Here is a 19456-nt window from a genome sequence, read left to right as displayed (position 1 = left end):
CGGCAAACGTTATTTCAAGGCGACGCAACGGGGGAAGGAAAAGTATAGCAGGTCTGCGTTCAGAGAAAAGGATGCCCCACCCTTTGCGGTGGCGCATCCTTCCTCCCTGAACGCTGCAAGATTTTAGGGCAAGGCGAAGATATAGAGCGTGGCGCCGTGTTTTATCTTTTCGAGGCCCTTGGTGCCGTCCATGAACCATTTCGGCCAGGCGCCGCCGAGGCCTACGGTCAGCGCCACGTACTGCTTGCCGTCCACCTTGTAGGTAATGGGCGGCGCGTTGATGCCGCCGCCGGTCTCGAACCGCCAGAGCTCTTTCAGCGTCTCGGCGTCGAGCGCCACGAAGGCGCCTTCCGGGTAGCCGACGAAGACGAGATCACCCGCCGTCGTCAGGACGCCGCCCAGCATGGGGTAGGCCGTCTCCTGCTTGGCGACCACCTTGCCCGTCGTCACATCGACCGCCGTCACGCTACCGGTGATCGGCTGGAACTGCTTCGGTCCGCCACCCGTGAACCAGTCCCGGTATTTGTGATCGCCAGCAGCGACCGGCTGGTTGTCGATCTGGTTGCAGCTTTCGATGACCGGGATGTAGACGAGCTTGCGCTCGGGGTTGTAGGCCATCGGCGGCCAGTTCTTGCCGCCCATGTTGCCGGGGCAGGTGCGGCCCGTCTTGTCCTCGCGGGTCGGCGCCGTGCCGGGCTCGTACTTCTGAACGTCGGTGTTCGGGTCGTAGGAATTCGGCCGGCCGGTCTTGGGGTCGAGCCCCTTCGTCCAGGTAAGCTGCTTCACGAACTGGGCCGCCCACAGGAACGTCCCGTTCGCCCGGTCGAACGCGTAGAGATAGCCGTTGCGGTTGGCGTGCAACGCGATCTTCTTGCCGTCCACATCGGCGAGGACATGTTCGCTGACCGAATCATAGTCGTAAGGGTCGTTCGGCGTGTATTGGAAATGCCACTTGATCTTGCCGGTCGCGGCCTCGATGGCCAGCGCGCTGTTCGTATAGAGGTTGTCGCCGGGCCGGTAGGCGTTGTCCCAGTCCGGGCTTGGGTTGCCGACGCCCCAATAGATGAGGTCGAGATCGGGGTCGTAGGAACCGGTCACCCAGGTCGGGCCGCCGCCCGTTTTCCAGGCGTCGTGATCGTCTTTCCACGTTTCGTGGCCGGGTTCGCCGGGCGCCGGAATCGTATGGGTGCGCCAGACTTCCTTGCCGGTCTTCAGATCCGTCGCGGCGAGCCAGCCGCGGATGCCGTATTCGCCGCCGGCAACCCCGGTGATCGCGAGGTCCCGCACGACGAGGGGAGCAGCCGTTATGGTTTCGGACTTGTCGGGGTCGGCGACCGTCCGTTCCCACACGAGCTGGCCGGTTTCCTTGTCAATAACCAGCAGCCTGCCGTCGAGGGCATGGGAGACGACCGTGTTCCCCCAAAGCGCCACGCCCCGGTTGTTGACTCCGCAGCAGGTGACGTTGCCGGCCCAGTCGCGGTCGACGTCGGGGTTGTATTCCCAAACCAGCTTCGGCGCGCCGTCCCGGACGTCGTACTTGTAAACGGTGCCCCAACCGTCCGGAAAGTACATATAGCCATCCTCGACCAGCGGGGTGGCTTCGTAGCCGGCGAAGGGCCAGAAACCGCCCGCCTGGATCCCGCCCAGCGCAGCCGTTCCGGTCACTTTCAACTTGTTCACGTTCTTGCGGCTGATGTCGTCGAGGCGCGAATAGCGCTGCCCGGCGTAGCTGCCGTGATGGGTGATCCAGTTTTGCGGCTCTCGGTAGGTGTTCATGAGCCGCTCGTTCGTCATTTGCGCCGTCGCCCCGTTGCGCTGGCCGCTCTCGATGAACAGCACCACCGCCAGCAGGACGCTACCCACGCCGGCTAGAATCCATGGCCACTTCTTGGCGCGCGTATCCGATTGCATGGCTTGTATCCTCGTCCCCTATCTATATTTGCCGACTGTCCGGTCGTTCTTGGCTGCCCCATGATGCCGCCTTCTCCCTGGGATGCCAACCTCCTTTTGAGGCAGGCGGCGGGTACCGATTTCAGGGACTTTCCGGGTGTCCCATCAAGCGCCTTGCGCGTCATTTTTCGGTTGAAGGAGGTAAGCCGGCTGGCCCAATATCCCCCTGCCCAAGGCTTCCGGCCGCGCTTCGGATGGAAAAACATGGCCTTCGGAAAAACTTCACAGGGAATCTAAATGAACCGCCAACAGCGACGCCGACAAGCCCATGAAACGCGGCAAAAGACGAGCCGGCCGGCCGGCGTCTCGGACGAGCGGCTGGACGATGCCCTTCGCCTGCACCGCCAGGGCAAGCTCGAGCAGGCGGAGGCAATCTACCGAAACGTCCTTCGCCAGCAACCGAACCACGCGGACGCGCTCCACTTCTTAGGCCTGCTCCGCCACCAGAAGGGAGCCGACGACGAGGCGATCGCGCTTATCGAACGGGCGATCGCGGCTTCTCCGCAAGCGGCGGAGGCGGTTTACAACCTGGCCGATATTCTGCTCGCCCAAGGCAAGGCGGCGGCAGCCATAGCCCGTTTCCGGCAGGCGCTTGCCCTTCGCCCCGATTTTCCGGAGGCCGCGACCAGCCTGGGTATCGCGCTCCGCACCCAGGGCGAGATGGAACCGGCGCTTGCCCAGCTTCGCGCGGCAGCGGCGGCGCACCCGAATTACGCGGAGGTCCACTACAATTTGGGCGACACGCTGCGTGTCCTGAACAAGCCCGGCGAAGCGAAGAAAGCCCTTGCCCGCGCGCTCGAGCTTAGACCCGATTTCGCGGAAGCCGAAAACAACCTGGCCAGCCTCCTGCGCGCGGAAGGGGATATCGAAGGGGCGGCGCGCCACCTCGAAAGCGCCCTGCGCATCCACCCGAACTTCGCCGAGGCCGAGAACAACCTTGGCAACATCCGCAAGGGCGAGGGCGAAATCGAGGCGGCGATCCTGCATTTCGAAAAGGCGATCGCGCTTCGCCCGAATTTCCCGGAGGCGCACCACAATCTGGGGAACGCCTACCTTGCCGTCGGCCGCGTCGCGGAAGCCGCAACCGCCTTCTCAAAGGCGCTTGAGCTCAACCCCGCCCTCGAAGGGGCGCGCGCCGGGCTTGCCGAAGCCCGCCAGCGCCAGGTGCCGCGCTGGCACTTCGCCATGATGAACGACCGCGCGCGCAACGAAGCCTACGACCGGGCGATCCGCGAGACGGTCTCGGAGAAGACGCGCGTCCTCGACATCGGGGCCGGCGCCGGGCTTCTTTCGATGATGGCGGCACGGGCGGGGGCGAAACACGTCTATGCCTGCGAGGCCGTGCACCCCATCGCGGAGATGGCGGAACGCATCGTAGCCGCGAACGGCCTTGAGGGCCGCGTGACGGTTCTGCCGAAACATTCCTACAGCCTGAAAGTCGGCGCGGACCTTCCGGAACGCGCCGACGTGATGGTGACGGAGCTTTTGAACGCGGGCTTTCTCGGCGAGGGAATCCTCCAAGTCATCCAGCACGCCCGCGCGAACCTTCTGAAGCCGGAGGCTGCAATCATCCCGAAGGGCGGCACCGTCCACGCCATGCTGATCGAAAGCGAACGCCTGGCCGAGGAGGACCGCGTGGATCAAGCGGGCGGCTTCGACGTTTCCGCCTTCAACGACTTCGCGGGCGCTGAATATCTGACGAAGCGGCTCAACGCATACCCGCACCGGCTGCTTTCCGATTCGGCCGAGGTCTTCTCCTTCGATTTTCGGAACGACCCGCCGAAACCGGAGACGAAGGAAATTCCCATCCCCGTCACGGCGGACGGCGTCTGCCACGCGGTGCTTCTCTGGTTCCGTCTCGACCTCACGGATACCCTCGCGCTGGAAACAAGGCCGCGCGAGGACGATACCCACTGGCGCCAGGCGATCTATCTTGAGAAGACGCCCCGGCGCTTGCGCAAGGGCGAGACCGTGCGCCTTTCTGCCGGCCACGATTGCCGCTACATTTCGCTGAAGCTCGCCGCCAAGAATTGAAGCCTCGGAAGGCCGCCATGGCAACCCCGCCCGAGAAAGTCGTCTTCGCAGGGGCCGACGGCGCAAAACTCGCCGCCCGCCTCGACCGCCCGGCGGAAAAGCCCAGGGCCTACGCGCTCTTCGCCCATTGTTTCACCTGCACGAAGGACAGCCTCGCCGCCTCCCGGATCGCCGCCGCCCTGGGCCTTCACGGCATCGCGACGCTCCGCTTCGACTTCACCGGGCTTGGCCACAGCGAAGGCGAGTTCGCGAACACGAATTTCACATCGAACATCGGGGACCTGCTGGCCGCCGCCGATTTCCTGCGCACCAACTTCGAGGCCCCGAAAATTCTGATCGGCCACAGCCTGGGTGGGGCCGCCGTACTGGCAATGGCCGGCCGCGTCCGGGAGGCGGTCGCCGTCGTCACCATCGGGGCGCCCTCCAGTCCCGACCACGTGAGCCGTCTTTTCAGGAAGGAGGGCCTCGCCGCCATCGAGAAAAAAGGCGAGGCCGAGGTTCGCATCGGCGGGAGCACGTTCCGTATCCGGAAGCACTTCCTTGAGGACATTGCCTCCCAGAACCTGAAGGCGGCGATCGCCGGCATGCGGAAGGCGCTTCTTATTTTCCACTCGCCGGTCGATCGGGTTGTCGGCATCGAGAACGCGCAAGCTATCTTCGTCGCGGCGAAGCACCCGAAAAGCTTCGTCTCGCTGGCCGACGCCGACCATCTCCTGAGCAAGAAGCGCGACGCGACATACGTCGCCGAAACCTTGGCCGGCTGGGCGAGCCGATACCTCGAAAAAGAAGAACCCGAGAAGGCGAAGGCGCCCGAGGAAGGTCGTGTCGTCGTCGCCGAGATGGGAACGGGAAAATTCACGAACGCCATTCGGATCGGACGCCATCGCCTCCTTGCCGACGAGCCCGAGAAGGCGGGTGGCGAGGACGCCGGACCGTCGCCCTACGATTTTCTGCTGGCCGCTCTCGGCGCCTGCACTTCGATGACGCTTCGGATGTACGCGGACCACAAGGGATGGCCGCTTGCGAAAGTGACGGCGCGCCTTACCCACCGCAAGATTCACGCCGAGGATTGCGAGGGCTGCGAAACGAAAGAAGGCAAGGTCGACGCCATAGAGCGCGAGATCGAACTCGAAGGCGAGCTGGACGCGACGCAGCGCGAACGGCTTCTGGAAATCGCCGACAAATGCCCGGTCCACCGCACGCTGCACTCGGAAATACGCGTCGCGACACGGCTTCGCCCGTGAGGCCTCAGCCGACCTCGCGCAAGAGAGGGATGGCCGGCTCGCAAGCCGCGTAGCGGAGACGGTAGCAAGGGACCGCCTCCGCGATCCTGAGCAGGCGGCTTAGGCGTTCCTCCGCCCCGATCGAACGGGTGAAGTTCCGCCCCACGAGATCGCGCAAGGCTTCGCTTTTGCCGATGGACGCGAGCGAGGGCGCGCCCTCTTCCTTGCGGTCGAGCAGGACGATGGCGCCGATTGGCGCCGTCTCGCCGAAGGCGGCGATTTCGCCGGGCCGCAAGCCCACGAACCGGCCGTACGCATCGCCCAACACGTCGCGCGCACCTAGGAAGGCGCGAAAGCCTTCCGTCGCGTTCCCGGGCAAGGGAAGCCGCAGGCGGGGTGCAACGCCCAAGGCGACGCCAAGCCCCGCCCCGTCCCGCACAGGCAGCACGTCGTCGGTAAAAAGCTTCGCCCCGGCCGCCGCGCAATGCACCGCCATCGTGCTTTTGCCGGCCTTGCCGCTGGCCGGCAGAACGACGAGGCCGCCTTCGAACTTGACGGCCGCCGCGTGCAGGCAGATGAGGTCCGGGTTGGCGAGGATGTAGGCGCCGTAAAGCTTGGCGAAGAAGCCGGCGATCGCCTCGTAGTCGTTCGTATAATCGTGCGCGTAGTCGGGGGACCGGTCACGGCCGGACGGCGGCGCTTCGACCCGGAAGCCGCCTACGGTGCGTTCGAGGATGATGGAAGGCTTGGTTTCTTTTCCCTGCCACGCGGCGTGCGGCCAGGTCGCGATCGGCGGCGCGAGACGGGGAAGCAGAGAATCGCAATCCCGAAAGGCGACGGGGGCCGGCACCCCCTCGAAACGAAGCAGCATGCGTCAGCTAAGAAGAGCTGGCTTCCCCTTCCGTCAACGGAAAAGCGGCTAGTCTTTGTCCGGGCCCGGCCTGCTTGGCCGGCTCGGCTTGCTCGGCTCGCTCGGGCATGGCCCGTCCTTGCCTGGGCCCTTACCGCAAGGGGACGGCTGGACCGTCGCCATGGCACTGCCGTCGAGATGCAACAGGACCGGCGCCGCGTAAGCCGCCGCCACGCCCAAGCCCAGCCGGGCCAGCGCCTTCCGGCGGCTCATTTCCCGATCGTGTGAAGGCTTGGCTTGTGAAGATTTTGTCATCCTGCCTCGCTCCTTGGGAAAGTTTTCCCCGATGCCTTGAATTGTACCGCAACCGGGCCTCTATTATATAGGCCTTCTTCCCGTATATAGGCCCTCTTCCCGCCGCCGCCGGAATCTTCAGAAAAATTATTTTAAATCAAAAAGTTAGGCTGGCGCGCGTGCAAGCATATGGCGCGCCCCTGTGACCGGCTTTCTGAATTCGCGCTTCCTCGGCCGCGGCCGAATTCTGCGGCGGCGGCACCCCGCTTCCTCCAAATCTTCCGAGGTCGCCGGCCATTACTTTGCGAGGCGGGTGATCGTCGCGCTGGTGCTGTGGCCGGGCACGAGGTCGGCCAGCAGAATTTTGCCGCCATAGCTTCGCACGAAATCGCCGCCGACCACCTCGTCCGCCCGGTAGTCCGCCCCCTTGACCAGCACATCCGGGCGGATCGCCTTCAGGAGGCGGACCGGCGTATCCTCGGCGAAGAGGACGACGAGATCGACGTCGGCGATCGAAGCGAGCACGGTCGCCCGCGCCATCTCCGGCTGCACCGGACGGTCCGGCCCCTTCAGCCGCGCCACCGAGGCGTCGCTGTTGAGCCCGACGACCAGCCGGTCGCAGGCCGCCCGCGCCTGGCGCAGCAAGGCGACGTGACCGGGATGCAGAAGATCGAAGCAGCCGTTCGTGAAACCGATGCGAAAGCCCTGGCGCCGCCAGCGTTCGATCGCCTCGTTCGCTTCTTCCAGCGCGACGATCCGGTCCGCGCTCGCCAGGAGGTCGCGCTCGTGGAGAGCGGCGACTAGGTCGGCGGGGTGCACGACGGCGGTTCCCACCTTCCCGACGACGATACCGGCGGCGGTGTTTGCCAGGTAAGCGGCTTCCGAAAGGGAAACGCCGCCGACAAGCGCGGCCGCCAGCGTCGCCACGACCGTATCGCCGGCGCCGGATACGTCAAAGACTTCCCGGGCGCGCGCCGGCAGATGCTCGACCTCGCCGTTCTTGGTGACGAGGGTCATGCCGCGTTCGCTTCGCGTGACGAGGACGCCGCCTACGCCGGCGGTCTCGATCAGTTTCTTCGCCGTCGCGATAACGTCGTCGTCGGTTGCGACGGGAAGAAGCGTCGCCTCGTGCAGTTCGCGCAGGTTCGGCGTCAGCAGCGCCGCGCCACGGTAGCGGCTATAATCAAACCCTTGCGGGTCGACGAGGACGGGCACTTCTGCCCGTTCGGCGAAACCGAGCACGCGTTCGATGGCGCCGCCCGCCAGCACGCCCTTTCCGTAGTCCGATATCACCAGAATATCGGCCGCCTTCAGCGCCGCCTCGACGCCGAGGAGAAGCTTGCCGAGCGTCGCGTCGGAGGGAAGGGCGCGGGTCTCCTGATCGGCCCGCAGCAATTGCTGACTGCCGGCCACGAAGCGTTCCTTGATCGTTGTCCGTCGGCCGCGCTCGATGACGATGCCGTCGTTCGAGCAACCTTCCTTCCGGACGAGTTCGCGTATCTCGGCGCCGGCCGCGTCGTCACCGACGATGGCGAAGAAGGAAACTTTCGCCCCATAGGCCGCCAAATTCCGCACCACATTCCCGGCGCCACCCAGGGTAGCCGTCTCGCGCTGCACCTGGAGGACGAGGATCGGCGCCTCCGGCGAGACCCGCTCGACCTTGCCGTAGATGAAGCGGTCCAGCATGACATCGCCTACGCAGACGACGCGGGCGCTGCGGAAGGTTTCCACGCTTGGCGCCAGCGCCGAAGGATCCGCGACCGTTCCGTTTCTTTCCTGGTTCATGCGCGCTTCCTAGACGAGGCCGAGTTCCATCTCAAGCGCCCCGCACAGCATCTGGCCGAGCGTGATGTGCATTTCCTGGATGCGGGACGTGCGGCTGCTCGGCACCTTGAGCAGCGGGTCGGCGAGCGGCGGAAGCTCGCCGCCGTCCTTTCCCGTCAGCGCCGCCGCGACAAGCCCCATCGCGCGCGCCTGCTTCAACCCCAGAAGGATGTTCGGGCTGCGGCCCGACGTGCTGATCCCGATCGCGACGTCGCCGGGTCTGCCCAGCGCCTCGACCTGCCGCGCGAACAGTTGGTCGAAACCGAGATCGTTGCCGATGGCGGTCAAGGCGGAACTGTCGGTCGTCAGCGCGATGGCGGGTATCGCCTTGCGGTTCTTCTGAAAACGAACGGTCAGCTCGGTCGCCAAATGCTGGGCATCGGCGGCACTGCCGCCGTTCCCGAAGAAAAGCAGCTTGCCGCCGCCGCGCACCGCCTTGGCCGAAACCTCAAGCAGGCGCGCGAAAGGCTCGTAGAGGGCCTGCTCCGTCGCCGCAACGACGGCGGCGTGCTCGGAAAACTCGGCGGCGAAGAATTTGCGGAGGTCGGGGGCTGTCATGCGCTTACATACGCCTATCTTTTGATCCCAGGAACGCGCCAAGATAGTACCAGATAAAGAGACTGTTCGTGACCAGATAGCGCCGCCACAGGCGCCGCGGTTCGGCCAGCAGGCGGAACAGCCACTCCAGCCCCAGATTCTGCATCCAGCCCGGCGCGCGGCGAACCGTCCCGGCAAGAAAGTTGAAGGCGGCCCCCACGCCAAGCGAGACGGCCTTGAGATGGGGGGCGTGGGCCGCCATCCAGTATTCCTGTTTCGGGCAGCCGAGGCCCACGAAGAGAAGGGCCGCGCCCGAGGCGTTCAGCCGCTCGACGAAAACCGGCTCGACGACGGGTTCGAGGGCGAGGGCGGGCGGAGCGTCGATCCCCGCCACGATTAGCCGGGGATAGCGTTCAGCCAGCACGTCTTTGAGGCGCACCGCCGTCTCGCCGTCGCCGCCGTAGAAATAGACCGGCAGGCTTTCTTTCTCCGCCGCCGCCAGAAGGTCGCACAGGAGATCCGGCCCCGCCACCCGGCAGGCTTCCTTATGCCCCCCGCGCCGGAGCGCCCAGACCAGTGGCATGCCGTCGCTCGTGACCCAGAGCGCGCGACGCATGGCTTCCAGAAGGCGGGGGTCGCGCCTTGCCGTCGTCACCATGTGGACGTTCGCGACACAAACATAGCCGCCCTGGCCCTGGCGTGCTGCCGCAAGGATCGCCGCCCTGGCCAAGGCCCGATCCCCCACCGTCACCGGCGCGCCGATGACCAGGCCGGTTTTCGTTTGCTTACTTTTTCCGGGCAAAGTCATCCCGGTATTTCCGTTCCCAGTTGAACGCCGTCTCGACGATAAACCGCAGATTGTCGTGGGCGGGCTTCCAGCGCAACGCCTCGCCGATGCGCCGCGTGTCCGCCACCAGCGCCGGCGGATCGCCCGGACGCCTTGGCCCTTCCTCGACCGCAAAATCGAAGCCGCTGACCTCCTTCACCATCGCGATGACCTCGCGCACGCTTGCCCCGTGGCCGTAGCCGCAGTTGAGGGTAAGCGATCCGCCTCCCCTAGCCAGGTGGTCGAGGGCGGCGATGTGCGCCATCGCCAGATCGTCGACGTGAATGTAATCGCGGACACAGGTGCCGTCCGGCGTCGGGTAGTCGGTGCCGAAGACCTGAAGCCGGCGGCGGAACCCCAAGGCCGTCTGCACGGCGATCGGAATGAGGTGGGTTTCGGGGTCGTGGGCTTCGCCGAGCCTAAGCTCGGGGTCGGCGCCGGCGGCGTTGAAATACCGCAGGACGACGTAGCGAAGGGAAGAAATCTTCGCCACGTCTTCGAGAATGCGCTCGCTCATCCTTTTCGAGGCGCCGTAAGGGGTGATGGGAAGAAGGGGCGCGTTTTCGGCGACGCGGCCGTCCTCTGGCATACCGTAGACGGCCGCCGTCGAGGAAAAGACGAAGTGCCGGACGCCGAAACGGTGGCAGCGATCGATAAGGGCCAGCGTGTTCTGGGTATTGTTCCGGTAGTATTTGAGCGGGTTGGCGACCGATTCGGCGACCTCGATATGGGCCGCGAAATGGACGACCGCCTCGAAGGCGCGGGCCTCGAAAAGCCTTTCCAGGACATCCGCATCGGCGAGATCGGCAACGACCAGCGCATGCCCAGGCGCCGCCCAGCGGTGGCCGGCCGACAGGTTGTCGAGGACGACGATATCGTGGCCCGCCTCGGCAAGCCGCAAGGCCGTCTGGCTTCCGATGTAGCCGGCACCCCCCGTGACCAACACGCGCATCAGCCATTTCCCCCTTCGCCGGTCCCGGCCCGCAGCGCCTCGCCGTAGATTTCCATGAGCCGTGCGTAGTTCGCTTCGCCAGTGTAGCGCCGTTCATAGACTCTGCGGGCGTTTTCCCCCATGGCGCGCATCGTCTCCGGGTTGGCCGCCGCGAAGCGAACCTTCTCGGCAAGATCGGCCGCCCGGCCGGCCGCGAAGTGCAGCCCGGTCAAGCCGTCTTCCACGATTTCCGCCATTGCGCCAAGCCGCGCGGCGACGACGGGAAGGCCGGCCCGGAAGGCCTCGACCAGCACCATCGGAAAGCCCTCATACCATTCCGAAGGCAGCACGAGAAAGGCGGCGCGCCGCATCTCCTCGGCCACCCTTTCCCTGGCCAACGCGCCCAGCACGGCAACCGCAGGCGGCGCGGCACCGCGCGCCGCATCGAGAAGCGGGCCGTCTCCCACCAGGCGGAGCGGCACCGCAAGCCCCGCCCAAGCGCGCAGCAGCGTTTGGATTCCCTTCTCCGCGCTCAAGCGCCCGACGAAGAGGGCGTGGGGGCCGCGACCCCGCCCGTCCGCGGCATCCGCCCCGACGGCCGGCAGGAAGTTCGGCTTCACACGCAGCCGGTCGGCCGGCAGGCCGCCTTCGACGAATTTCCGCCCGGCGAATTCCGTAAGCACGATGAAGCGGTCCACTTTGTCGTGCCAAGTGCGGCGGTGGTGGTGGCGGGCGACCAGGCGGGCGACGGCCAGGGACCCCGGCTGGCTATCGCGGTAGCAGCCGTGCAGCACGGCCCGGTAGGGCGAGCCCGTCACGCATTCCTCGCAAATACGGCCCGAACGGTAAAGCGTCGCCGCCGGGCAGATCAGCCGGTAGTTGTGAAGCGTCATCACGGACGGCACGCCGGCCTCGCGCGTGGCGTCGAAAATGGAAGGCGTCCACCGGGGAAAAAAGTTGTGGACGTGGACGAGATCGGGCGCGTGTTCGGCTAAAGCTTTCGCCATGCGGCGGCGGGAAGGCTCCGAATAGGGCGTCTCCCATGCCGTCCGCAGCATGGCGAGGGCGCCGCCGAGGTCGTCGTTCGAGAGGGTAAGCGGGCGTACGTCATGGCCGTGGGATTCCAGCAACGCGCGCTCGTTCGCGAACACGGCGTCTTCGCCGCCCGGCTGCCGGTAGAAGTTATGGACGAGAAGGACGCGCATGGGCCTCACCCCGCAGGAGGCTGCGAAGCGGCCGCCGGGCCGGCGCCGGCGGCGCTTTGAGCTTCGCCCGCAAGAATAACGAATAGTGGAGAATAATCCCCCACAGGAAATAATAGGGAGTCGCGTTGAGCGGTTCCTCGAAGGCGTCCTCGCCGATCGCGAAAACCCAGATCCGCAGAAAAAAGACGCGGAGGACGAGGAACCGTTCCTGGCCCGGCCGAAAGGCGCGGAATCACAGCAACGTGCATCATATGCATCCAAATAAAGGCCGCAAGACCGACCGCCACGGCGGCACCACCAACCGCAAGATCCCCTGCACCAACAACGCCTCCGACCTCCAAGTTCATCCGCACCACTCTTGACGGAAACTCCTTATTCATGCCAGCGTAGTTCCATCGGCGAGCGCCACCGCCATGCTTTCGGCTCCCGACATCATCGACGGGTGAATCGAAGGCCATTAGCCCGACACCGTTTATATTCGGGGCATACATGGCATTATGGCCAGTCAGAAATCGGCTCGGATGCAGCGAAGCGAGCTTGAATGGCCCCACCGCCTGGCAACCGAGCCTTGTCCGTGGCGGCGTTACCCCGTAGTGACGCCCCGGTTCACCCTGTTAGCGCTTCTGCAAGTTCTGGGTCTGCGGAGCTAATCCTTGGACGCGGATGCGCCCGCGCGCGACGAGAGCGCTTAACGCCGGAGCGGATGGCACCCCATGATTCAGCCGATCGTACGATTGTGGACCCGCTACAGTCACGTCAACTGGGCGCTGGCCGACCAGACGATGGTCAGCAGCGTCAATTTCCTCACCGGCATCCTAGTGGCTCGCTATCTGGGGCTGGAGGAGTTTGGGCGGTTCACCCTGGCCTGGATGGCGGTATTGTTCGTCAACAGCATCCAGCACGCCGCGATCAATTCCCCGATGATGAGCATCGGCCCCAAGCAGGCCGAGGCCGAAGCCCCGGCCTATTACGGTGCGGTCGTGGTTCAGCAGATCGTTTTTTCATGCGCGGTCTTCTTCCTGCTTTTCGCCGGCGTCCGCCTCAGCGGCACGGTTTTCCCTGAGTGGCGGGTGGAAGGCCTGGCCTTTCCCCTGGCCGCCGCCGCGCTTGCCTTCCAGTTCCAGGATTTCCTGCGCCGCTACTTCTTTACCCGAGGGCGCGCCGCCGCGGCGTTCGCTAACGACGCGGTCCGTTATTTGGGGCAGATCGCCGTTCTGATATGGCTGTTCCTTTCGTTCCGCGAGACGATGGACAGCGCCAGGGTGCTATGGGTCATTGCGATAATAGCCGCCGCCGCCGCCGCCTATGGGGCATTCACCGTCGGGCGCATCGAGGTGAACGCAGCGAGCCTACGCACGATCGCTTCCCGCCACTGGCATTTTTCCAAGTGGCTGACGCCTTCGGCCTTGATGCTGTGGACGACGGGGAATCTTTTCATCATCGCCGCCGGCGCGCTGCTCGGCACCACCGCGGTGGGCGCCATAAGGGCGGCGCAGAATTTGATGGGCATCACCCACATTCTGTTCCAAGGGCTTGAGAACATCGTTCCGACCCGGGCGGCGCGGCATTTCCATGTCGGCGGCAAGAAAGCTTTATTCGATTACCTGAGGCGGGTAACGCTGCTCGGCAGTGGCGCCATGGCCATCGTCGCCGTCATCGCGGCCATTGCTCCCGACTACTGGCTCGCCCTTGTTTATGGCGACGACTACGTTGGCTATGGATACCTTTTGCAATGGTGGGCCGCGATCTATCCTCTGATCTTTCTCACATTGCCTTTGCGATCCGGCCTGCAGGCAATCGAACGCACCCAAGTCGTTTTTGCGGCCTACTGCTGGATGACCCTGTTCAGCATTCTGGCCGCGTATCCGTTGATCCAGCTAATGGGGCCCTCCGGCGTGGTAGCCGGTATATTCATCACCAACGTAATACTTATTGGCAAACTGTTGTTTGGCTTAACGACGGCTTCCTCCCTTAAATCAGCCCCCGCCAAACGTTAACCCATCGCGTTATTTGTGCGGATCGTTTTGCGCCACACTTTGAAATCATGGATTTTCGTTTATGAGAATAATGCAGGTCATAACGGCGTTTTGGGTGGGCGGCGCCGAGGAAGTGGCCGTCAGCCTGGCGGTTGGCTTAAGACAGCGGGGGCACGACTCTTGCGTGGTGGCGGTGAAGACGCCCAAGATCGCCAATAGGGTGGGTGACGATCAGAAGAAACGCCTTTCCGGGGCAAGCGTGGAATTCTTGGAAATTGGCGGGTCTCATGTCCGCCTGAACAGTCTAACCGCCCCCTTCCGACTAGCGTCTTTCTGTCGCGCGTGGAATCCGGACATCGTGCACTCCCACACGGATATACCGGATTTCATCCTCTCTCTGGCGGGGCGCGTGACGGATATCACGCCTGCGAGGACCATTCACAACACCACGCTGTGGCCGACGCACCGTCTAATGGGGTGGGTCTCTGAATCGAATTTTCGCGATGACTTAATTGTCCATATCTCCGATGGCGCAAGGGATGCTTACAAAAAGCTCCGACAAGGATATGGGCTTCCGGAATCCCGGATACAAGTGAAAATTCCCAATGGTATTCGCAAAATATCCGAGAAAGAATGTTTTGACCGCCCTGCGCTGGTTGGCGAATTTGGCGCAGACGCCGAAAAGATCCTGTTTTGTTTTGCCGGACGGTTCATGCCTCAAAAGGGTTTCGACATCCTTCTTGACGCATTTGAACGCTTGCCGGAAGAAATGTTGGAAAAGTTCGAGCTGCATGCTTTTGGCGACGGCGAAGAAAAGAGCGCCTGCGCCGATCGAGCGGCCGAACGACGGTTGCCCGTCTTTTTCCACCCGCCGGTACCTGGAATCGGCCGCCTTTTTCCCGCCTTCGATGCCGTCATTATGCCGTCGCGTTTTGAAGGGCATAGTCTTGTTGCCCTCGAGAGTCTGGCCGCCGGCGTCCCCGTAATCGGCACATCCGCTCCTGGCTTGAAAGACACCCTCCCGCCGGAGTGGCCGCTTAAAGTGCCGGTTGAGAACGCCACGGCACTTGGAAATCTGATCGCGGATTTCGTGAATGGTGCTTTCGATAAGGGGCAACTTCGCGAGATAGCGGCGCGCTGGGGCGAGAATTTCACGGTGGACAAGATGGTTGAAGCTTACGGCACGGCGTATATAAATTATCTATCCCTCAAAAAGCGCCTCACGAAGAGAGAGTGACCGCCCGGCGACGCGCGCCCGTTCGCAAACACGGCGTCTTCATCGCCGGCCTGCCCGTAGAAGTTACGGACGAGAAGGATGCCCCTGGATTTGGCCTTGAAGAAGCGTACGCAGTGGCCGCCGGTGACGAAGCGGCGCCTTTAGTTTTGCCCGAAGGTTAAGAGAATAATGAACGATGACCCCCCAAAAGAAATAATAGGGAATCGTGTTAAAGGGCTTCTCTAAGGCATCCTCGCCGATCGCAAAAATCCAGATTAGAAGGAAAAAGACGAAAAGGGTCAGCAGCCGCTCTTGCCCAACACGATATTTCGCCCGACGGCACAGTCGAAAGGCGCGCGACCACAACAGCACAAGCACTATATGCATCCAAACAAAGGCGAAGAGACCGACCGCGCCGATGCGGGCAAAAACCGAGATGTAGGAATTGTGCGGTTCGCGAACGATCGAACCTTCCAGGTTGACGAATTTGACCAGCGGCTCGCCGTAGCCCAAGCCAAAAAACAGGTTTCCAAAACTGGACGTGACCCGTTCCCAGATATCGACCCACCATCCGATACGAAGGTCCACGCCCCCAGCCGCCCCCGCCAATTCGCCGCTGCCTTTGCCCATGATCGTCGCAAAATGCGCGATCATGAATTCGAAGGATATGGGGCCTCCGATACGGCCGGTAAACTGAATGCCCAACGCGGAAACGACGAGAAAAGCAACCATGCCCACGGCCAGAGAAGAAGACATTTTTGCGAAGGAGCTGCGGTACTGCCAGGCAAACAGCAGCAGCATTGCGAGCACCTGAAGGTAAACCGTCCGCGCCTGGAAGAAGGCGACGACAAAGGCAAGCAGCAGCGACGCCAGCAGCATAGGCCCGATAGCGATCGTTTTCGGCCGGATAATCATGAGATACGCTGCCGCCATCAACAGCATGACTGACGAGTTTACGTACTGGAAGAGGATCGTGACATTATTTCCGGCGGGCGAGATTATCGCGGGCGAAAGGTTCTGAAAAAAGTCGCTGAAGGGAAAAGTCAAGCCGTACACAACACCAATCACAAGCAGCCGGGGAAGCCACCGGAAGAAACGCTCGATATTTGCTTCCTTGGTCGCAAAAACAAAACCAACCCAAAGAAAAAGAGATTCGATGACATGCGTGGCGTCGCGAAACGCCCACATTCCATGCGCTGGCGTATTGACTAAAAGCTGCCCGAACCCAAGGCTCCACCAAAGGAGAAAAGGCGGCAGGACTAGCGCGTGTGAAAAGCGCGGTAAAAACCGCACATCGGTAAGCCACAGAAGATAGCACAGCAACAACAGCTCGCCGAACGGCGCGCCAACGCTTGGCGGCACGCGCAGAATCATGAAGCCATAGTTGAGAATCAGGTAACAAGAGAGAATGAAAAGAGCCAACCGGTCTCGAACGTTTGCGAGAGTCAAGACTGCCTCTTTTTAAATGACGCCTGAAATATTTTCATGAAAGCGAAGGGCCCGGCTTTCTTCTGGCGCGCCAAAGGCAAATTGCATCGGACACATCGAAAGACCCTCGCGATTCTATCTTGTGCATTCAACGTACAAGGACCCCGGCTTATATTCGTTTCCCTCTTCATCCACCTCAAGGCCGAAAGATTGCCAGTCTGGAATATCGCTTTCGTTAAAACCACGGGTGGCGATGTCCTGAAATCCGGCTTGCCCTAGAATAAATCGTAAATTGCACGCGTCGTACATCCATTGATGCGTCTCTCCACGCTTGCGCGCATCTCCCAAGATTAGATTTTCCAAATACCTCTGCATGGGCGGTTGATGCTTCGTGCCAAAGGATTCCCTTCGAACGCACTGCTCAAACATATCTGCGATATGACCGTCGTGCTTGCCGAGCATGGCTTCATCTGCCCTGCAACGCTCCAGGCTGGTTAAATAGTTTCGCGCAAGGGTTTCCAGATCCGGCACACAGATTCGTTGAATGCCGCGCGGCTTCAACGCGCGATAAATTTCTTTTTGAAAGGAAAGGACATCCTCGCGATCAATATGTTCAAGGATATGAGAATGATAAACGGCGTCTACGCTTGCATCTGGAAACGGGATGCCCTTTCTTAAATCATGGGCCATCACGTTGTCCGATAGCAGGCTCAGGCGCTGCCGCCGTTTCTCATTAAGGAACGGCACAACGAGCGCACGAAAAAACTTATTTTTCTTTATCCGAAGATAGGGAGACCAGTCGATGTTAACGCACCGATCGGAAGTCTTCGTGCCACACCCTATATTTAGCACCCGCATGGCACGCGATGAATGATTAGAGCTGCGGTGGGGTCGGTTTAATCATATTTAGAAACAATGGCCGCTTGCCGTTTTCTTGAAAACACTTATCGGCCGACTTTTCGCCGCCAACCAACAATCCGTCATCATCCGGGGCCGGAACACCCCCCGCGCTTGACCGGGGGCATAAGATCTCCAGTTCGGTTTTTGCAGATTCATACCGATCGGCGTCCAGGCGTAATATGGAGATTTTCCCAAGCAACGGAGCCATATTTCCCAATGTCTCTAGGGGGTCGCCTTTAACAAAGGAAACGTTAACACATTCGGCCGGTTAAGACGAACGGGACCTTGGGCCGCATTTTTCTTTTGGAAGGCGCGTCATAAACCCGAACCCTTCGCTCAACGCCAGAAACCGATTCCCTTTTCGGGTGGCCGCCCGCCATAAGGCCGGACGAGACCTCGCAGGCGAAGCCAGTTCCGGTAAAGCCCGACGCGAAGCTCGCCCCCCAGAAGAAGCTCGGTTCGCAAGGTTTCGAACCGGCCGGGCGCTTTCGCAAAGAGCGTGTCGTAGCGGTGCAGGAGGCGGCCAAGCTCGGCCGCGGCAAGCCCACGGAAGGGCGCCATAAGGGCGTCCGGCACGCCCGCGGTTTCGGCCCCGAGGTGGCGCAGAAGGGCTAAGTAGGCGCGCAACGGCTTGGCCAGGCGGCCCTTTGCCGCCAGCCGCCCCAGCCGATCCCAATCGAGGGTTTTCACGCGCCGAAGCAGGCAAATCGCGTCCACGGTCTTGCGCACGCTGAGCGGCCCGAAGGCCACCTTCGCGGCGTTCGTCAGCAGCAGAAAGAAGCCATGCTCGGCGGAGGGAACGCGCAACACCAGGCCGGCCGCCTCGATCTTTTGCGATTCGGCGAACAGCGCTTCGGTTGAAAGCGCAAGCGTCGCCGGGTAGGCGTCGGGGGCGATATGGAGGTCGAGGTTGGCGGAACCGTCCGCGGAAACGAAGGGAAGGAAGCTGGTCTTCGAGATGAAGCCCCAGGGCGAACGCGCGCCGCCTCCGAACCGGAAGCCGCGACCGGCCAGAAACCGGATGAGCCGGTCGAGGTCCGCCTCCCGGATAAGGAGGTCGAGATCGCCGACCGTGCGCGCGTCCGGGTTCTCGTAAAGCGTGTGCGCCGCGGCGAAGCCTTTGAGATAAACGACATCGAAGCCGGCCTGCCCGATCTCGCGCACCCAGCGCAACTGGTTGTGCCGGAGAAAGCGGTTGTAGAGCAGGCTCTTCTCCGCCGCTTCCGGGGCAAGGAGCGGTCTGCCCGCCCGCGCTTCGGCGACACAGAGCGCCTCGCGCGCGAAGGCCGGGGAAAGGAGATCGCCGAAACGGCGCAAAAGCTCGGGCGTGGCGACGGCGAGGGAAGCCGTCTCCGGGCGCGTGACGAGCCGCCAGAAGCCGGTCTCTCCGTTGCGTTCGGTCGCGGCGCGGTCCGGCACGAAATGACTACCCGGTTTGCAAGATCTGCCGTTCGGCGCCATCGAGGACGAGGCAGGTGAGCCGTCCGCTGGCGAAGGCGCCGGTGTCGATGCCGATCCGGTTTGGCTGGAACTCCGGGTCCGGCGCGATCGTATGGCCGTGCACGATGATTTTCCCGAAGTCATAGGCCGAGAACAGGAATTCGTCCCGGATCCAGAGCAGGTCCTCTTCCGCCTGGTCGCCCAGCGCGCGCCCCGGCCGGGCGCCGGCGTGGGCGAAATAATAGTCCCCTTCCTCGTGGTAAAGGCGAAGGCCGCGCAGGAAGGCGAGATGGCGGTTCGGCAGCTTGCGCAGGAATTCGGCCTGGGTGCCCAATAGTTTCTCCGCCGTGAGCGGCGGACGCGGCACCTCTACGCCATAGCTGTAAAGGGTCGTATCCCCGCCGTACGAGAACCAGCCGGGAGCGATGTCGATGTCGTCGAGAAATTTCAGCAGCGCCTCTTCGTGGTTGCCCTTGAGGGGAACGGAGAGAAAGCCGGGAAGCGTCTCATCAAGCAGACGGTCGAGCACCTCGCGCGATTGCAGGCCGCGATCCACATAGTCGCCGAGATAGACGATGACCTTGCGCGGCCCCTCGCGCGCGCCGGCATCCGTCCGGATTTTTGCCTGCAATTCCCCAAGCAAATCCGCCCGGCCGTGGATGTCGCCGATGGCGTAAACGACGGTCCCCTCGGGCGGACGGGTTTCTTTCTCCGACGCGGCCGCCCGGCGGGCAAGGCTGGGAAAATCCTGGCGCATGCCAAAGATATGTCCCTTCCGCGACGAAATCGCCAGGGAAAAGGCGCTTCCGGACGGGGATCGGC

16 protein-coding genes and 1 pseudogene are annotated in these 19456 nt (G+C 62.9%); 4 read left to right on the top strand and 13 right to left on the bottom strand.

Going from position 1 to position 19456, the window contains the following annotated elements; genetic code table 11:
- Nucleotides 1-123: 123 nt before the first annotated feature.
- The gene (locus AB1781_06090; protein ID MEW5704143.1) at nucleotides 124-1911 is read right to left on the bottom strand and encodes a PQQ-dependent dehydrogenase, methanol/ethanol family; all 1788 of its coding nucleotides are present in this window, start codon (nucleotides 1909-1911) and stop codon (nucleotides 124-126) included.
- A gap of 276 nt (nucleotides 1912-2187) precedes the next feature.
- Here AB1781_06090 and AB1781_06085 point away from each other — a divergent pair, with 276 nt between their 5' ends.
- Both AB1781_06085 and AB1781_06080 read left to right on the top strand, forming a co-directional pair.
- On the top strand, nucleotides 2188-3984 hold the full coding sequence (locus tag AB1781_06085) for a tetratricopeptide repeat protein (GenBank protein ID MEW5704142.1): 1797 nt from the start codon (nucleotides 2188-2190) through the stop codon (nucleotides 3982-3984).
- 17 nt (nucleotides 3985-4001) lie between these two features.
- Nucleotides 4002-5228 (top strand): alpha/beta fold hydrolase, encoded by a 1227-nt coding sequence (locus tag AB1781_06080; GenBank protein MEW5704141.1) that lies wholly within the window; start codon nucleotides 4002-4004, stop codon nucleotides 5226-5228.
- 4 nt (nucleotides 5229-5232) lie between these two features.
- On the opposite strand, the gene AB1781_06075 is transcribed toward AB1781_06080, so the two are convergent.
- From AB1781_06075 to AB1781_06045, 7 genes are all read right to left on the bottom strand, one after another.
- A complete protein-coding gene (locus AB1781_06075) occupies nucleotides 5233-6078 on the bottom strand; it encodes a hypothetical protein (GenBank protein MEW5704140.1) in 846 nt (281 codons plus the stop codon).
- Between the two features lie 48 nt (nucleotides 6079-6126).
- Entirely contained in the window at nucleotides 6127-6372 is a 246-nt protein-coding gene (locus AB1781_06070; GenBank protein MEW5704139.1) for a hypothetical protein, read from the bottom strand.
- A gap of 276 nt (nucleotides 6373-6648) precedes the next feature.
- The gene (rfaE1, locus tag AB1781_06065) at nucleotides 6649-8136 is read right to left on the bottom strand and encodes a D-glycero-beta-D-manno-heptose-7-phosphate kinase (GenBank protein MEW5704138.1); all 1488 of its coding nucleotides are present in this window, start codon (nucleotides 8134-8136) and stop codon (nucleotides 6649-6651) included.
- Nucleotides 8137-8145: 9 nt separating this feature from the next.
- Nucleotides 8146-8733, bottom strand: coding sequence for a D-sedoheptulose 7-phosphate isomerase (locus AB1781_06060; protein MEW5704137.1), 588 nt, complete (start codon nucleotides 8731-8733; stop codon nucleotides 8146-8148).
- A 4-nt stretch (nucleotides 8734-8737) separates the two neighbouring features.
- Entirely contained in the window at nucleotides 8738-9520 is a 783-nt protein-coding gene (locus tag AB1781_06055; protein MEW5704136.1) for a WecB/TagA/CpsF family glycosyltransferase, read from the bottom strand.
- Nucleotides 9498-10490 (bottom strand): UDP-glucose 4-epimerase GalE, encoded by a 993-nt coding sequence (gene galE / locus AB1781_06050; protein ID MEW5704135.1) that lies wholly within the window; start codon nucleotides 10488-10490, stop codon nucleotides 9498-9500. The genes AB1781_06055 and galE overlap by 23 nt, the downstream gene beginning before the upstream one ends.
- The gene (locus tag AB1781_06045) at nucleotides 10490-11674 is read right to left on the bottom strand and encodes a glycosyltransferase family 4 protein (protein MEW5704134.1); all 1185 of its coding nucleotides are present in this window, start codon (nucleotides 11672-11674) and stop codon (nucleotides 10490-10492) included. Before AB1781_06045 ends, galE begins: the two co-directional genes overlap by 1 nt.
- A 713-nt stretch (nucleotides 11675-12387) precedes the next feature.
- Here AB1781_06045 and AB1781_06040 point away from each other — a divergent pair.
- Nucleotides 12388-13671 carry a lipopolysaccharide biosynthesis protein gene (locus tag AB1781_06040; GenBank protein MEW5704133.1) on the top strand — a complete coding sequence of 428 codons (1284 nt, stop codon included), beginning with the start codon at nucleotides 12388-12390 and terminating at the stop codon, nucleotides 13669-13671.
- Between the two features lie 70 nt (nucleotides 13672-13741).
- Nucleotides 13742-14887, top strand: coding sequence for a glycosyltransferase family 4 protein (locus AB1781_06035; protein MEW5704132.1), 1146 nt, complete (start codon nucleotides 13742-13744; stop codon nucleotides 14885-14887).
- Between the two features lie 63 nt (nucleotides 14888-14950).
- Here the strand turns inward: AB1781_06035 and AB1781_06030 are convergent, their stop codons facing one another.
- The 5 genes and pseudogenes from AB1781_06030 to AB1781_06010 all read right to left on the bottom strand — a co-directional run bounded on the left by AB1781_06030 (nucleotide 14951) and on the right by AB1781_06010 (nucleotide 19391).
- Nucleotides 14951-16315, bottom strand: a complete 1365-nt coding sequence (locus AB1781_06030) for an O-antigen ligase family protein (protein MEW5704131.1) — start codon at nucleotides 16313-16315, stop codon at nucleotides 14951-14953.
- 114 nt (nucleotides 16316-16429) lie between these two features.
- Nucleotides 16430-17152 (bottom strand): methyltransferase domain-containing protein, encoded by a 723-nt coding sequence (locus AB1781_06025; protein MEW5704130.1) that lies wholly within the window; start codon nucleotides 17150-17152, stop codon nucleotides 16430-16432.
- 16 nt (nucleotides 17153-17168) lie between these two features.
- Nucleotides 17169-17435: pseudogene (locus tag AB1781_06020) on the bottom strand (hypothetical protein).
- A gap of 95 nt (nucleotides 17436-17530) precedes the next feature.
- Entirely contained in the window at nucleotides 17531-18613 is a 1083-nt protein-coding gene (locus tag AB1781_06015) for a nucleotidyltransferase family protein (GenBank protein ID MEW5704129.1), read from the bottom strand.
- A 7-nt stretch (nucleotides 18614-18620) separates the two neighbouring features.
- A complete protein-coding gene (locus AB1781_06010) occupies nucleotides 18621-19391 on the bottom strand; it encodes a metallophosphoesterase (GenBank protein ID MEW5704128.1) in 771 nt (256 codons plus the stop codon).
- Nucleotides 19392-19456: the final 65 nt, after the last annotated feature.

The sequence above is a fragment of the Pseudomonadota bacterium genome (genome assembly GCA_040752895.1).
In the GTDB taxonomy this organism is placed as follows: domain Bacteria; phylum Pseudomonadota; class Alphaproteobacteria.
The sequence above is the reverse complement of the archived record's forward strand: the minus strand, read 5'-3'. Positions and strand labels throughout refer to the sequence as shown.